The organism is Acinetobacter sp. V104_13 (assembly GCF_031798995.1).
Lineage (GTDB): Bacteria > Pseudomonadota > Gammaproteobacteria > Pseudomonadales > Moraxellaceae > Acinetobacter > Acinetobacter pittii.
The window spans coordinates 153,610-168,548 of sequence record NZ_JAVQNP010000023.1 but is presented as its reverse complement, the minus strand read 5'-3'; the positions used below and the strand labels follow the sequence as shown (position 1 = coordinate 168,548).

The 14,939-nt window shown below is 40.0% G+C and carries 13 protein-coding genes and 3 tRNA genes; 9 read left to right on the top strand and 7 right to left on the bottom strand.

Going from position 1 to position 14,939, the window contains the following annotated elements; all coding sequences use genetic code 11:
* Window position 1 precedes the first annotated feature (1 nt).
* The 7 genes from RMB06_RS08825 to RMB06_RS08795 all read right to left on the bottom strand — a co-directional run bounded on the left by RMB06_RS08825 (window position 2) and on the right by RMB06_RS08795 (window position 4,925).
* Window positions 2–74, bottom strand: a tRNA-Glu gene (locus RMB06_RS08825).
* 121 nt (window positions 75–195) lie between these two features.
* Complete coding sequence (locus RMB06_RS08820; RefSeq protein WP_311079093.1) at window positions 196–1,095, bottom strand: hypothetical protein; 900 nt, start codon at window positions 1,093–1,095, stop codon at window positions 196–198.
* Window positions 1,096–1,215: 120 nt separating this feature from the next.
* The gene (locus RMB06_RS08815; protein ID WP_311079091.1) at window positions 1,216–2,637 is read right to left on the bottom strand and encodes an amino acid permease; all 1,422 of its coding nucleotides are present in this window, start codon (window positions 2,635–2,637) and stop codon (window positions 1,216–1,218) included.
* A gap of 128 nt (window positions 2,638–2,765) precedes the next feature.
* Window positions 2,766–2,841: transfer RNA gene (locus RMB06_RS08810), tRNA-Glu, on the bottom strand.
* 25 nt (window positions 2,842–2,866) lie between these two features.
* Window positions 2,867–2,942 (bottom strand) — tRNA-Ala (locus RMB06_RS08805).
* A gap of 57 nt (window positions 2,943–2,999) precedes the next feature.
* A complete protein-coding gene (gene gltX / locus RMB06_RS08800; protein WP_311079090.1) occupies window positions 3,000–4,508 on the bottom strand; it encodes a glutamate--tRNA ligase in 1,509 nt (502 codons plus the stop codon).
* 117 nt (window positions 4,509–4,625) lie between these two features.
* Window positions 4,626–4,925 carry a DUF4179 domain-containing protein gene (locus RMB06_RS08795; protein WP_311079088.1) on the bottom strand — a complete coding sequence of 100 codons (300 nt, stop codon included), beginning with the start codon at window positions 4,923–4,925 and terminating at the stop codon, window positions 4,626–4,628.
* A 399-nt stretch (window positions 4,926–5,324) separates the two neighbouring features.
* Between RMB06_RS08795 and RMB06_RS08790 the strand changes: the two genes are divergently transcribed.
* The 9 genes from RMB06_RS08790 to RMB06_RS08750 all read left to right on the top strand — a co-directional run bounded on the left by RMB06_RS08790 (window position 5,325) and on the right by RMB06_RS08750 (window position 14,906).
* Window positions 5,325–6,326, top strand: a complete 1,002-nt coding sequence (locus RMB06_RS08790; RefSeq protein WP_311079087.1) for a sulfate ABC transporter substrate-binding protein — start codon at window positions 5,325–5,327, stop codon at window positions 6,324–6,326.
* Between the two features lie 231 nt (window positions 6,327–6,557).
* A complete protein-coding gene (gene rsmH / locus RMB06_RS08785; protein ID WP_032006377.1) occupies window positions 6,558–7,481 on the top strand; it encodes a 16S rRNA (cytosine(1402)-N(4))-methyltransferase RsmH in 924 nt (307 codons plus the stop codon).
* Window positions 7,481–7,813 carry a cell division protein FtsL gene (ftsL, locus tag RMB06_RS08780; RefSeq protein WP_002116847.1) on the top strand — a complete coding sequence of 111 codons (333 nt, stop codon included), beginning with the start codon at window positions 7,481–7,483 and terminating at the stop codon, window positions 7,811–7,813. Before rsmH ends, ftsL begins: the two co-directional genes overlap by 1 nt.
* A gap of 11 nt (window positions 7,814–7,824) precedes the next feature.
* Entirely contained in the window at window positions 7,825–9,657 is a 1,833-nt protein-coding gene (gene ftsI / locus RMB06_RS08775; RefSeq protein ID WP_087400201.1) for a penicillin-binding protein PBP3, read from the top strand.
* Between the two features lie 3 nt (window positions 9,658–9,660).
* Complete coding sequence (locus RMB06_RS08770; RefSeq protein WP_032052652.1) at window positions 9,661–11,160, top strand: UDP-N-acetylmuramoyl-L-alanyl-D-glutamate--2,6-diaminopimelate ligase; 1,500 nt, start codon at window positions 9,661–9,663, stop codon at window positions 11,158–11,160.
* An 8-nt stretch (window positions 11,161–11,168) separates the two neighbouring features.
* A complete protein-coding gene (gene murF / locus RMB06_RS08765) occupies window positions 11,169–12,569 on the top strand; it encodes a UDP-N-acetylmuramoyl-tripeptide--D-alanyl-D-alanine ligase (RefSeq protein ID WP_063097766.1) in 1,401 nt (466 codons plus the stop codon).
* Window positions 12,570–13,688, top strand: coding sequence for a phospho-N-acetylmuramoyl-pentapeptide-transferase (mraY, locus tag RMB06_RS08760; protein ID WP_002116751.1), 1,119 nt, complete (start codon window positions 12,570–12,572; stop codon window positions 13,686–13,688).
* Window positions 13,689–13,746: 58 nt separating this feature from the next.
* Entirely contained in the window at window positions 13,747–14,079 is a 333-nt protein-coding gene (locus RMB06_RS08755; protein WP_002116981.1) for a hypothetical protein, read from the top strand.
* A gap of 2 nt (window positions 14,080–14,081) precedes the next feature.
* Window positions 14,082–14,906 carry a putative RNA methyltransferase gene (locus RMB06_RS08750; protein WP_311079084.1) on the top strand — a complete coding sequence of 275 codons (825 nt, stop codon included), beginning with the start codon at window positions 14,082–14,084 and terminating at the stop codon, window positions 14,904–14,906.
* The last annotated feature ends 33 nt before the right edge of the window (window positions 14,907–14,939 follow it).

Sequence of the window (14,939 nt, the reverse complement as noted above, 5' to 3'; positions counted from 1 at the left end):
GCGTCCCTACGGGGATTCGAACCCCGGTTACCGCCGTGAAAGGGCGATGTCCTAGGCCTCTAGACGATAGGGACGTTTCAGAGGTGGGCGTATATTAGGTCGATTTAATAAAAGTGTCAAATAGTTTTCTGAAGAAATATTAAAAAAAACAGTCAAGCGATTAAAAATAACTCAAATTGTAGAAAATATATACATTTAGCCTTCATTTTTCTGAAAAGGCTCAATAATTGCCTTTATGACCGACGGATGTTGTAGATACCCTAAAATCTCATGAGGTTGGTTGGCGAAAGTATAAATTTTCTGATTAATAATGGCAGGTTCAAAATTAAATGGGGCTTCGCACAATGGAAATGCGGTCAAAAAATCATCTTGAGAGTAAAAATTAAACCAATCACCGTAAATACATGGCGGTCTAGAAATTGGACTCGGGAGCTTACTTTGAATCACGCGAAAAGATAAAGGGGAAGCTAGGGTGATAAAACGCTTAACTGAGAATTGATAAGATGGATCTGATAATAATTGGAAAGCGATAACTGAACCAAGAGAGTGTCCGACCACAATATAATCTTCGTCTTCTCGCATTTTCTTTAAAATTCTTTGATGTACTTCCTCCATAAACTCTGGGTTAGATAGATACATATAGGTTTCGATGAGGAATTGTTGAATCAAACTTTCATGCAGTTTAGGAAAGTTATTTAATAAAACAACTAGTTCTTTCAGTACACGATCTTTAACTAATTGAGAAGTGAGATAAAGCCGTTCTGAGAAGCTTTTATCAGCTTGATCGGTTGAGGGACGTAACAATGGAACAAATGGAGTGTGCTCTCTAGTCGGAGGATTACTTGGGTGTAAGTTAATAGGGAAATAATTATTAAAAAATGACTTAGGTAACAAAGTGTTAAGATCTAATTGGTTACTTAACTGGTATTTGGTCATTAAGTCGCCATAAAATGGCATGTGGATATGAAGATCCCGGACATTAACTTTGCAAGGCATTTGTTTTAAGCCCAGCTTAAACACTTTTAACCAATGCTCTTTCAAGCGATGTGCTGTGTAGTTTTGTTGATTCATCCCATGGATAAATATAATTTTCATTCTATACAAGATTTTGTTTTTAATATAAATTTTAATCTACAACGGTATGTTATTTAAAACCAGTATATAGGCAAAAAAAAGTGTAGCTTTTTGCTACACTTTAATTGAATAACGACGCGTTTAGCCTTTATTGCGATAAAAAATAAAATAACTGACATAACATAAAGCTGTAAAAATAAGACAGCCTACAAAACCAGCGCGCATTTCAGGGTCTGCTGCCATACTTAAGCAAGTAATGAAACAGAAAACAAAACCTAAAATTGGCACAATAGGGAATAAAGGCGCAGCATATTGTAAGTCTTTAACTGTATGACCTGATCTATACCATTGGCGGCGGAAGTTGAACTGACTTAAACAAATGCTCATCCATACGATGACCATGGTAAAAGCAGCTACACCCAGCAGATTCTTAAAAATAGTCTCAGGTGCAAATTGCTCTGATAATAAACCTGGAATTGCACCGAACATAGTTACAACTAGAGCTACGATTGGTGTTCCACTTTTTGATAAAGTCGCAAACACACTAGGTAGTAATTTTTGTTCTGACAGAAACCACATCATACGTGAAGCTGCATATAGGCCAGAATTGGCTGCTGAAAGCAGAGCTGTGATAATTACAAATCTAATAATGTCATCCGCATATGGAATGCCAATATAATTAAATACCGTCACAAAAGGACTGCTACTTACACCGTCACCTCCTAAACCCGCAAGTTGGAAAGGAAGTAAAGCGCTAATAACAATGATGGTACCCACAAAGAAAATAAGGAGGCGCCAGATCGCGGCATTAATCGCTTTTGGTACATTTTGAGCCGGATCTTTTGTTTCGCCAGCTGCTACACCAATTAATTCGGTTCCTGAGAATGCAAAGTTAACAATTAACATGGTCGTAAAAATAGGAATTAAACCATGTGGGAACCAGCCTTGAGCCGTAAGATTGCTAAATAGTGGAGCAGTCTGGGCACCATGGAATGGAATTAAACCAAAAATTGCTAATAGGCCGAGCACAATAAAGGCAATGACAGTAACGACTTTAACAAGAGCCAGCCAAAACTCAGATTCAGCAAAAATACGCGTTGAACTAATATTTAAGCCAAAGATGGTAACTGCAAAAATAATTGTCCAAATCCACATGGAAATCTGCGGGAACCATTCTTGCATGAGTAGAGCTGCGGCAGTGAATTCAGTTCCAAGCGTTGCAGTCCAGGTGAGCCAGTACATCCAAGAAATCATATAGCCAGTACTTGGACTGATATATTTTTTGGCGTAGGCACCAAAAGAACCTGAAACAGGCATGTGTACAGCGAGTTCTCCTAGGCAGAGCATGACCATGTAAGCGATCGCGCCACCAAGAATATAGGCAATAATTGCGCCAATAGCTCCAGTTTGTGAAATGACTTCCCCTGAACCTAAAAATAGACCAGTTCCGATCGCTCCGCCCAGTGATAACATCACAAGATGGCGAGTACTCATGGCTCTTTTTAAAGGTGCAGTACTGTTCTGATGCTGATGAGCATCTAGTTGATTGTCAGATGGCTGCATATTACACATTGAGAGAATTAAGAAAGACGCTATTTTAGATAAAATAGACAAATGTGCAATCTAGAAAGAGATAAAGAATAAACAGTAAGGTGACGATAGAGTCTTTTTATAATTTTTAAAGCAGAATATGGCGTCCCTACGGGGATTCGAACCCCGGTTACCGCCGTGAAAGGGCGATGTCCTAGGCCTCTAGACGATAGGGACTTGATGAGGCAAACACAAAGGAGCGTGGTGGAGTCAAGCGGGATCGAACCGCTGACCTCTACAATGCCATTGTAGCGCTCTACCAACTGAGCTATGACCCCAGTTTGTGTGAGCGCAATCTTAGGGTGAATGCGCTCACACGTCAACAAAAAAATGAATTAAACTTCGCTAGTTGCGTCATTTTTCGGCAATTTTAAGCTCTCATTGAGTTTTTCCCAATTTTTAACTTCTTTCTTGCTTGGTCCGCCCACAATTTCTAAGGCATGACGTAAGCGAGCGAAAGTTAAATCAGGTCCAAGCGTAACCATTGATTGCATCACTGGTGTTGAACTCGTTGAACCGGCAATTGCGATAAAGAACGCTGGCATGAAATCACGTAGTTTAATGCCCATCTGATTCGCAAGATCCATTAGGGTTTGGCTAACGGTGTCATTATTCCAAGTAAACTGACCTTCAAGACGCCAAATTGCAAATTGTAAACTTTGACGAACTTGCTCTTGAGTCAATTTTTTACTTTCAAACATTTCAGCAGTAATTTGTGGCATATGGTTAAAATAGAAACCAGCCCAATTCACAGCTTCTGAAAGTAAATTAATACGTGGTTGAATAGCGGCAGCAATGTCTTCTAAGGTGCTGCGATCACTCTTCCATGTTAATAAACGGTCTAATAATTGACCTGGAGTTAACCCTTTAATCCACTGACCGTTGAGCCAGTTGAGTTTCTCAACATCAAAAATTGGTCCGCCTAGTGATACACGTTGAATGTCAAAGTTATCCATCATGTCTTGTAATGTGAAAACTTCTCTTTCATCTGGCATTGACCAACCCATACGGCCTAAATAGTTGAGTAAGGCTTCTGGTAATACACCGATATCTCGGTAGTAGTTAATTGATGTTGGGTTTTTGCGTTTAGATAATTTTGATTTATCAGGGTTACGCAACAGTGGCATATGGCAAAGTGTTGGCATTTCCCAACCAAAATATTGGTAAAGCAACTGATGCTTCGGTGCAGATGGAAGCCATTCCTCACCACGCAATACATGAGTGATTTCCATTAAATGGTCATCAACAACGTTAGCTAAGTGGTAAGTCGGTAAGCCATCATTTTTAAGAAGAACTTGCATGTCGACTTGCGCCCAAGGAATTTCAACCTCACCACGTAGCAAGTCATTAAATTTACAAACACCTTCTTCAGGCACTTTCATACGAATGACATGAGGTTCACCCGCTTCAAGACGTCGAGTCACTTCTTCTTGAGAAAGTTTTAAACCGCGGCCGTCATATTTTGGTGTTTCGCCACGTGCTTGTTGTTCAGCACGCATTTGGTCAAGTTCTTCTGCGGTTGCGAAACAGTAAAAAGCATGACCTTTTTCAACAAGTTCTAATGCGTATTGCTTATAAATTCCCATACGTTCAGATTGGCGATATGGTGCATGTGGGCCACCTACATCTGGACCTTCAGACCAATTCAAACCTAACCAACGTAATGAATCCAAAATCATTTTTTCAGACTCTGGTGTAGAACGAAGTTGGTCTGTATCTTCAATCCTTAAAATAAATTCTCCGCCATGTTGCTTCGCAAAACACATGTTAAATAAAGCAATATAGGCTGTGCCCACATGAGGAAAACCAGTAGGGGAAGGTGCAATACGAGTACGAACTTTCATAGATAATGGGTCAGAATAAAAATTGAAACTATTATAACGAAAAAGCCCAGTATTCTGACGTTTTATTTAACGTCAGTCTGGGCTAAAACTGAAACGAAGAGGGGGGTGTTTCAGATTTTAAGAAGCATGCGGCTGAAAGATTGCCTGAACAAAACGTGAAAAACGTTCGTGTTGTGCAGCAAGAAAATTTTGAGTTGGTGTAACGCGAATCGTATTCAGAACCTTAAGTTCATCATTTGTAGAAGGTAATACAATAGGATTACGTTTCTGCTGATCTAAAGCTTTTTCAATAAGCGAAGTTTGCTTATCTGATCCAGTTTTGTTTGGAGTATCTTTAAGTACTGCTGCTGCAGAAAACTGTGATGCCAAACTCAGCACCAAACTTAAGCTTAAAGCTTTTCCATAATGAATTTTCATTGTTAATCATCCCCTCTGTTCATTACATTTCATCTATTTTTTGAGTTTAACAAAATGTAAAATTACGGTAATGCTACGATTTAAACATAAATATTAATAAAAAAGTGGAACTGTGTCACACTTTTTACAAAATTTACCTATATTTTAAATTGGTCGACTCAAATGTAGACCATATGTATCCTTTACGCTTCATTATTTAACAAATTAATGTGTAGATAAAGTGAAGGCCCTAAATAAGTTGTAAGAATAATTACAAAATTTTTCAAAAATGAAATAACTTCGACATTCTAAGCTATATATCTAAAAAAGATTAATAAAAAAGATATAAATATAAGTAATTGATTGTAAAAAATAAAATTAAAAATATAGTTAAACTAAAACGAATGATGGATTTTGTAAATGAAAAAAATATCAATAATAGCGGTCGCTTTATATGTGGGAATGGTGACAACAGCGGCTCAAGCAGCGACCTCTTTTTTAAATGTTTCTTATGATCCTACTCGAGAGTTCTATCAAGAATATAACCAAGCATTTGGTAAGTTTTGGAAACAGCGAACAGGGCAAGATGTTGAATTTAAACAGTCACATGGTGGATCTGGAAAACAAGCCCGCGCGGTAGCCACGGGACTTGAAGCTGATGTAGTAACGTTAGCATTAGCGAATGATATTGATGAGATTGTGAAAGCTGGGTTTATTCAGCCGAACTGGCAAAAAGAATTCCCAAATAATTCTGCCCCCTATACGTCAACTGTCGTGTTTCTAGTACGAAAAGGTAACCCGAAAAATATACGCGACTGGAATGATTTAACAAAACCAGGTGTGGAAATTATCACCCCTAACCCTAAAACAGGTGGCGCACCGCGTTGGATTTATCTTTCTGCATGGGGATATGCTTTAAAACAGCCGGGTGGAAATGACACTAAGGCTCGAGAGCTAGTTAAAAAACTTTATCACAATGTAAAAGTTCTAGATTCGGGAGCGCGTGGTTCACTTACGACATTTGCCGAACGTGGCATTGGTGATGTTTTGTTGTCTTGGGAAAATGAAGCTTTGTTGGCGACGAAAGGACCTGATAAAGATAAATATCAAATTGTTTATCCATCAATTTCAATTTTGGCAGAACCATCTGTCGCGATTGTAGATAAAACCGTAGATAAAGATGGAAACCGAACCTTGGCAAAAGGTTATCTGAACTTTTTATATTCACCTTTAGGCCAAGAATTGGCTGCTAAACATTATTTCCGACCGCGTAATGCTCAAGTGGCTACAAAATATGCAGCGCAATTTCCAAAAATTAAATTATTTACCATTAATGATGTGTTCGGTGGCTGGGCTAAAGCTCAGAAAACTCACTTTGCAAACGGTGCTATTTTTGATCAAATTTATGATGGCAAGCAGTAAATAAAATGATCTAAAAACAATAGTCCAAAAAGAAAACTTAGAAGTTAAATATTCATAAAGAAAGCAAGCAAACTTAAAAAAGTAAGCTTGCTTTCTTTTTTTGCTTAAAAAATGCTAACAAAACGGTTTTATCTATGAAAAATTAATATTTTCCTACAAAAAGCCGTTTGGCGTTGGTCATAAACAAGGTGATAATGTGCAGTTACATTTTTACGCAATGATTTAACACCTATGTCGCATATTTCTGTCTTACTTTTTGAGACCGTTGAGAGCTTATTGGCAGATCGCACAACAGGGGTGTATATCGATGCAACCTTCGGACGAGGTGGGCATACACGTTTATTGCTCTCGAAACTTGATGAAAATGCACGAGTATATGCATTTGATAAAGACCCTCAAGCTTTGGAAGTTGCAGCTGCTTTGGCACAAGAAGACCCGAGATTTACCATTATTCATGCCAGTTTTGCTGATATTAAAGAAAAAATGCAGGAAATTGGTGTGATGAGTGTTGATGGCATTATGGCTGACTTAGGGGTGTCATCTCCTCAACTCGACCAAGCTGAGCGTGGTTTCAGTTTTATGCAGGATGGTCCTCTAGACATGCGAATGGATAATTCTAAGGGGTTAACCGCAGCTGAGTGGTTACTTGAAATTGAAGAAGAACAATTAGCAAATATTATTTATCAATATGGCGAAGAACGTTATAGTCGACGTATTGCAAAAGCGATTAAACAAGCTGGAAAACTAGATACAACAGCCCAATTGGCAGAACTTGTTAAAACAGCTCATCCAAAGTGGGAAAAACATAAGCATCCAGCAACACGTACATTTCAGGCAATTCGTATTGCTATTAATAAAGAACTAGATGATATTGAAGTATTTTTACCACAAGCTGTAGACTTACTAAAACCAAAAGGGCGTTTGTCTGTGATTAGCTTTCATTCTCTTGAAGATCGTTTAATCAAACAATTTATTCAAAAAGAATCGACTTTGGCAGAAGATATTGGCTGGGGAATGCCACAGCAACAGGTAGATACAAGAAGGTTAAAGAAAATTTCACGGGTTCGTGCGAGTGGAGAAGAAGTAAAAGCGAACCCACGTTCACGTAGTGCATGGCTTCGGGTTGCTGAACGCTTGGAACAAAAAGGCGCGTAATGAAAAGCAGTGATGAAATTGAAACCACCGAAAATAAAGTGGTGAAAAAAGTTGTGGCATACACCGTATTAGTGGCGCTTGTTTTTATCAGTGCCATGATGGTGGTATTTCAAGTATTTGAATATCGTCATGATTATAGAGAGCTTAGCTCTTATATGCGTGAACGTGATGATCTCAATGCTGAATGGGGGCGTTTGCTTATTGAGCAACAAACCTTCGGTGCAACAGCACAGATTGGTACGCGTGCTGTAACTCAACTACGCATGTTTTCGCCACCTGCTGCAGAAACGGTGGTAATTTCTTTACCGATGACCTCAGAGCAAAATAAGTAAGGCCTTGCTGTATGGTAGATAAGCGAACAAAGCAAACACGGAAAAAACAGCAGTCTATTTCGGAAAAACCAACTCTTGCCTTCGATATGTGGCGGTTTTATCTGCTATGGGCAACAGTACTGCTCTGTTTTGTTGTATTAATTGCACGTGCATTTTATGTGCAAGTGATTAATAAAGACTTTTTACAAAACAAGGCCAATGCCAATATTTTGCGTACGGAACGTATTGAGGCAATGCGTGGGGTTATTAGCGACCGTCATGGTGTGCCTTTGGCCATTAGTACGCCTATTATGAAAATTGTCATTGATCCACGTGATTACTTTGATACCAAGCATTTATATGACGAAATTACAGCCGAATTAAAAAAAGATCCAAATAATCGTAAGTTAAAACGACAATTACCAGATAAAAACCTAAACCTTGATGAGTTAGCGGATGTGGTTGGTTTAGATCGTGCAGATCTAAAAAAACAGATGAATGCGCGTCCACGTTCTCGTTATTTGGTTTTGAAAAAAGAAGTGCCGCCACAGCAGGCAGATCTCATTACAAAGGGTAACTTCCAAGGCGTTTATGCTGAGAAAACATATAAACGTTATTATCCTCAACCGCAGCCAAATGCTCAGATTATTGGTTTAACCAATAGTGAAGGCCAAGGGATTGAAGGCTTGGAAATGCAGTTGAATAAACAACTGTCTGGGATAGATGGCGAACAAAAAATTATTCGTGATAAACGTGGTAACCGCTTAAAAGTTTCTGAGGTTATTCGTGAAGGTGAGCCGGGCGAAAACATCACTTTAAGTATCGACTCTCGTTTGCAATATATTATGTATCGTGAGTTGACTGCTGCTGGTGTTGCAAATAACGCCCGTTCGGCGACAGCAATTGCTGTAGATGTTAAAACAGGCGAAATTCTGGCTATGACCAGTTGGCCATCTTATAACCCGAATGATAAAAACGGTTTATCTAATAAAGATGCCATGCGTAACCGCGGTGCGATTGATATGTTCGAGCCGGGTTCTACTATGAAGCCTTTTACAGTTTCTGCTGCACTCGAAACTGGACAATATACCCCAAATACGATTGTCAACACTTCGCCAGGTTCAATGCGTTTAGGCTGGCATACTATTCGTGATACGCATAACTATGGTGCTTTGACTGTCAGTGGCGTAATTATTAAGTCATCAAACGTGGGTTCGGCAAAAATTGCGTTGTCACTTCCTAAAGAAACGTTACCAAGCTTCTTTAATCGTGCTGGCTTTGGTAAACGTTCTGCTGTGAAGTTCCCCGGTGAAAGCTCTGGTTTAGTACTTCCTGTAAGCAAATTAAACTCTTCCCAAATTGGTACCATGGCTTATGGTTATGGTCTAAATGCAACTATTCTTCAGTTGGCGCAAGGCTATGCAATGCTTGCAAACCATGGGGTGAAAATGCCTCTAAGTTTGCATAAGCTCGATCAAGCACCTAAAGGTGAGCAAGTTCTTGCTCCAAAAATTGCTGATCAGGTTTTGCTTATGCTAGAACAGGTGACGATGCCGGGCGGTACTGCAAAGCAAGCTAATATTCCGGGTTATCGCGTTGGTGGTAAAACAGGTACAGCTCATAAACTTCGTGCAGACCGTAAAGGTTATTCAAATAATGAATACCGTGCTTTATTTGCAGGCGTAGCTCCGATTAGTGATCCTCGTTTAGCGGTTATCGTAGTTGTTGAAAATCCACAAGGTCGTTATTACGGTGGTTTGGTTGCGGCCCCTGTTTTCGCACGCATTATGCAAGAATCATTGCGCTTAATGAATGTGCCGCTTGATAAGCCTCTTGATACTCCAGAAAATCCTATTCGCAGGTAAGCTATGTCTGTTTCTTTCCAAGAAATTAATCCAGTCGAGATCGATGCACAGTGGTCTAAACAGCCTTTTCAAGGCTTTAGTTTAGATAGCCGTAAGGTTGTGTCAGGCCAGATCTTTATCGCTTTGACCAGTTATAGCCAACCTGAAAAAACACGCGCTTTTGCTGAGTCAGCTTTAGCTAATGGTGCACTTGCCATTATTAGCGAAACTGAGTTGGGCGTAGCAAATGAGTGGGTGTGTTCTGATGTGCGTCAACGTATGGGTGAGTGGCAAGAACGTTATTTACAGCGTATAGATCCCGTAGTACCAGTGCGTATTATTGCAGTGACTGGTACAAATGGTAAAACCACAATTTCGCGTCTAGTGGCTGAATTAATTAGCTCTCAACAACAGCGCTGTGCTGTTATGGGCACTACAGGCAATGGTATTTTACCAGACTTAACACCATCAACTCACACTACGCTTGATGCTTTACAACTGCAAAATGCATTGCATGATTATGCAAAACAAGGCGCGACTTTTGCTTCTTTAGAGGCAAGTTCACATGGTTTGGAACAAGGTCGTTTAAATGGTTGTGCGATTGAGATTGCTGTTTATAGCAATTTGAGTCGTGACCATCTGGATTACCACGGCACTTTAGAGGCTTATGCAGAAGCGAAGGCTCTTTTATTCCGTTTTAGCTCTTTAAAAGTAGCCGTTATTAATTTAGATGATGAGCATGCAGCTCTCATGATTAATGCAGCAAAGCAAAATCCTGCTCAACCGAAAATTTTAACGTATTCACTTACTCAAAATACTGCTGATTATTATATTACTGACCTGAGTTACAGTTTAGCGGGGGCGACATTTAATTTAGTGAGCCCGCAAGGTTCTTTTGCTGTGCAAAGTCCATTGTTAGGGCATTTTAATGTCGAAAACTTGGTTGCAGCTCTTATTGCTACTGAGCAAGCAGGTTTTGATTTAAAAGCGCTAGTAGCTTTCGTTCCTGAGCTGATTGGTGCTCCAGGTCGAATGCAAGTTATTCGTGATGGTGAGCGTTTATTTGTTGTTGATTATGCGCATACACCAGATGCATTAATTCAAGTGCTTAAAACATTAAAACGTCATGTTTCGAATCAACTTTGGGCTGTATTTGGGTGTGGCGGGGACCGTGATCGCGGTAAGCGCCCATTAATGACTCAAGCAGCTTTAGACGGCGCAAATCCAGTTATTTTGACGTCGGATAACCCAAGAACAGAAGACCCTGAACAAATTTTTGCTGACATGAAGCAAGGAATCGATTTTTCAGGGCACCGTATGCATGAAATTCATGACCGCCGTGAAGCAATTAAATTTGTTGCACAGCAGGCTCAGGCTGGTGATATTGTTGTGATTGCCGGTAAAGGACATGAAAATTATCAAGAAATTAATGGCGTACGTCACTGGTTTGATGATGTTGTTGAAGTGCGTTCTGCGATTGATGCACAACATCACACTGTAGACGCTGCTTACCCTGCACAATAGGACAAATTATGCATACTTCAACCACCAGTACCGTGCCTTTGGAACCGTGGACAGCTCAACAATTACAACAGGCAACACAGGGCTACTGGCATAAAGACCAAATCCCTCAAACTGAAATTAAACGTATTTTGACGGACTCTCGTCATGCGGAAACTGGGGATGCCTTTTTAGCACTAAAAGGTGAGCGTTTCGATGCGCATGATTTCGTTGCGCAAGTTGCTGCAAATGGTTGTCAAATAGCTATTGTGGAACGTCCGCTAGATGTAGATATTGCGCAACTCGTTGTTGCCGATACCCGATTGGCTTTAGGGCAACTCGGCGCTTATCGCCGTGAGCAAAACTCACAATTAAAGGTGATTGCCTTAACTGGAAGTAGTGGTAAAACTACAACCAAAGAAATGCTGGGAAGTATATTGTCGCGCTTAGCACCGACACTAATCACCCGAGGCAATTTAAATAATGACCTTGGTGTACCAATGATGTTGCTAGAGCTTCGCAAAGAACATCAATATGCGGTGATGGAGTTGGGTGCAAGCCATCAAGGCGAGATTGATTACACATCAAAACTCGTTCAGCCTCATGTTGCCGGCATATTAAATATTGGTACAGCTCATTTAGGCGAATTTGGTGGCCGTGAAGGTATTTGCCGCGCAAAATCAGAAATTTATCGTCATATTTTACCAAATGGTGTTGCAATTGTGCCGCAACAAGATGACTTCACTGCCGAAATTCTTGATGCTGCAAAAGCTCATCGTATTTCTACATTTGGTGTAGGAGGCGATGTCTATGCAACAGATGTGGAATTATTGCCTCAATCAACGAATTTTAGCCTTCATACACCACAAGGTAGCAGTGCAGTTAAGCTTCCTTTTGCGGGTGAGCATAATGTTCAAAATGCGACCGCAGCTGTAGCTTTTGCTTTAGCAATTGGTATTGGACTAGAAGATATTGTCCAAGGACTAGAGCAAGCTCAGGGAGCGAAAGGTCGTCTTAACTTTATTCAAAAGTCACCTTACTTATTTATTGATGATACCTACAATGCCAATCCGACTTCTATGCGCGCTGCTGCACAAGTGTTGTTGCAGCAACAAGGCGTAAAAGTAATGGTCATGGGGGATATTGGTGAGTTAGGTGATAGCAGTTGGCAAGAGCATCATGATTTAGGTCGTGATCTTGCCGAACTCCCTTTAGATCATATTATTGCAGTTGGACAGTTCGCTCCAGCTGCTCTCGAGGGTGCAGACTCTCATTCTAATAAAGTGAAAGCATTTCAGACACAAGCTGAGGCGCTTCCATTTTTAATCAATCTAATCCAAACACATCAACCCCAGTCCATGAGTTTCCTGTTTAAAGGTTCTCGCTTTACTCATATGGAAACGTTGATGGCTGATTTGATGGAGAAACTTTAAATGCTGTTATGGTTGTTTGAACAACTTGCGGGCTATCACAGCTCGTTTCAGGTCGTTCGTTATTTAACATTACGTTCTTTACTCAGTGTATTAACTTCACTGACCATTGGTTTGGTCCTTGGGCCGATCATGATTCGTAAATTACAAGCGTTAAAATACGGTCAGGCAGTAAGTTCGTTTGCTCCTGAAAATCATGCTAAAAAAATGGGTACACCAACGATGGGTGGAATCTTAATTCTACTTTCAATTGGTATTAGTACTTTGCTATGGGCTGATTTATCTAACCCTTATGTCTGGATTGTGCTTGGTGTAATGGTTGTGTTCGGTGCTGTAGGCTGGGCAGATGACTGGATTAAAATTCGCTATAAAGACAATGCAGGTTTACCTGCACGTAAGAAGTTTTTCTGGACTTCTGTTGCATCGCTGGGTGCTGGTATTGCGTTATATTTAATCGCAACTCAACAGTCCAATGCAGAACATACCGCAAACATGTTGGATTTATTGATTCCATTCTTTAAGAATCTTTCAATTCCACTCTCAATTGTTCCTTTAGGTCTGGCATTTATTGTATTTACCTATCTGGTGATTAATGGTGCTTCTAACGCAGTTAACTTAACAGATGGTTTAGATGGCTTGGCAATCATGCCAGTTGTCATGGTAGCTACGGGCTTAGGCGTATTTGCTTACTTGTCTGGTGACATCCGTTTCGCTAACTACTTACATATTCCTTATGTGAAATATACATCTGAACTCGTAGTAATCTGTTCTGCCATGATTGGTGCTGGTTTGGCATTCCTTTGGTATAACGCGCATCCTGCTCAAGTATTTATGGGGGATGTCGGTGCTTTAGCTTTAGGTGCGATGCTTGGAACAATTGCAGTTATGGTTCGTCAAGAAATCGTATTTGCAATTATGGGTGGTGTATTTGTAATGGAGGCAGTATCTGTATTCTTACAAATCGGCTCCTTGCGTATGCGTAATAAACGTGTGTTCTTAATGGCGCCGCTGCATCATCACTATGAAAAGCAGGGCTGGAAAGAAACGCAAGTTGTGATCCGTTTTTGGATTATTACAATTATATTAGTAGTTTTAGGTCTAATGACTTTAAAATTGCGATAGATCTTATTTTAGTGTCAATATAAAGCCAGTTCTACTGGCTTTTTTATTGGAGAGGTGAATGACAAAAGTTGCTGGTCTAGACCAATTATCGGTGATTAATCAAAAAGTAGTTGGAGAGGGCGAGGTATTACCTCAAGTTGTACTTAAAGATGGAAGTCAGGTTCAAACAGGAACTGTAGCAACAATGCTGCACAATATTGAATTATACAATGCAGGGCAAAGAGGACAAATTGAGGAAGAGCTAAAGATCGCAATTCCAACGTTAGTCAAAGTAGGTCTGTTTGATTTGTTTCAGGTAGATGAATGGATTAATGGTACAAATGCAGGTCGCACCTTTGTTGGACTACACGCAAAGACTTATTTACAACAAAAAGAACAAGAGAATAATTAAAAGTGGCTAAGCAAGTTTTAATGTGTCCTGTGTGTCGTCAGTCCCTGAATTTAACTGAACGAACTTGGCGATGTGAGCAAGAACATAGTTATGATGTAGCTAAACAAGGCTATGTCAATTTACATGTGGTGCAACATAAACATAGTAAAAACCCAGGGGATACGCCCGAGTCAGTCGATGCGCGACGAGCTTTTTTGCAAGGTGGTTATTATCAGCCTTTACAGCAGGCTGTAGTCGCTTTATTAAAGCAATTAGATGTAAAAGCAATACTCGATATCGGATGTGGTGAGGGCTACTATACAAGTGCTATGCAGCAAGTTGTTGAGCAGTGTGTTGGAGTTGATATTGCAAAAAACGCGGTACAACGTGCGGCAAAACTCAACACTGAAGTAACTTGGGTGGTGGGAACAGGAGCAACTTTACCTGTATTGGATAGGAGTATGGATGCTTGCACCAGTTTATTTAGCCCAATTCCGCAAGCAGAAATTGCGCGTGTTTTAAAAGATGAGGGTCATTTAATTGTTGTTACGCCTGCTTCTGAACATTTGTATGCCATGCGTGAGGCTTTATTTGAGCAAGTTAATCCTCACACACCAGAAAAGTTTGTAGAGCAACTACAAGATTTGTTTGAATTAAAGCAAGAGCAAATTATTGATGCGCCTTTTGTGCTTGATCAACAGGCTCTAAAAAATCTGATTGCTATGACACCTTATGCTTATAAAGCCTCTCCTGAGCGCCGTTCGCAGTTAGAGCAGCAATCACAATTAGAAATAACTGCATCTTTTCAAATTTATGTCTTTCAGAAGCGCAATAAAAAAGCCATCTAACGATCTATTTTAAGAGCGCAAAAAAAGAAGCCA

What these genes read in the sequence shown, in the direction of transcription:
- murF (WP_063097766.1), top strand. Translation starts at nt 11,169, where the DNA reads ATGCATACTTCAACCACCAGTACCGTGCCTTTGGAACCGTGGACAGCT.
- ftsI (WP_087400201.1), top strand. Translation starts at nt 7,825, where the DNA reads ATGGTAGATAAGCGAACAAAGCAAACACGGAAAAAACAGCAGTCTATT.
- RMB06_RS08815 (WP_311079091.1), bottom strand. Translation starts at nt 2,637, where the DNA reads ATGCAGCCATCTGACAATCAACTAGATGCTCATCAGCATCAGAACAGT.
- gltX (WP_311079090.1), bottom strand. Translation starts at nt 4,508, where the DNA reads ATGAAAGTTCGTACTCGTATTGCACCTTCCCCTACTGGTTTTCCTCAT.
- ftsL (WP_002116847.1), top strand. Translation starts at nt 7,481, where the DNA reads ATGAAAAGCAGTGATGAAATTGAAACCACCGAAAATAAAGTGGTGAAA.
- RMB06_RS08790 (WP_311079087.1), top strand. Translation starts at nt 5,325, where the DNA reads ATGAAAAAAATATCAATAATAGCGGTCGCTTTATATGTGGGAATGGTG.
- RMB06_RS08820 (WP_311079093.1), bottom strand. Translation starts at nt 1,095, where the DNA reads ATGAAAATTATATTTATCCATGGGATGAATCAACAAAACTACACAGCA.
- rsmH (WP_032006377.1), top strand. Translation starts at nt 6,558, where the DNA reads ATGTCGCATATTTCTGTCTTACTTTTTGAGACCGTTGAGAGCTTATTG.
- RMB06_RS08755 (WP_002116981.1), top strand. Translation starts at nt 13,747, where the DNA reads ATGACAAAAGTTGCTGGTCTAGACCAATTATCGGTGATTAATCAAAAA.
- RMB06_RS08795 (WP_311079088.1), bottom strand. Translation starts at nt 4,925, where the DNA reads ATGAAAATTCATTATGGAAAAGCTTTAAGCTTAAGTTTGGTGCTGAGT.
- RMB06_RS08770 (WP_032052652.1), top strand. Translation starts at nt 9,661, where the DNA reads ATGTCTGTTTCTTTCCAAGAAATTAATCCAGTCGAGATCGATGCACAG.
- mraY (WP_002116751.1), top strand. Translation starts at nt 12,570, where the DNA reads ATGCTGTTATGGTTGTTTGAACAACTTGCGGGCTATCACAGCTCGTTT.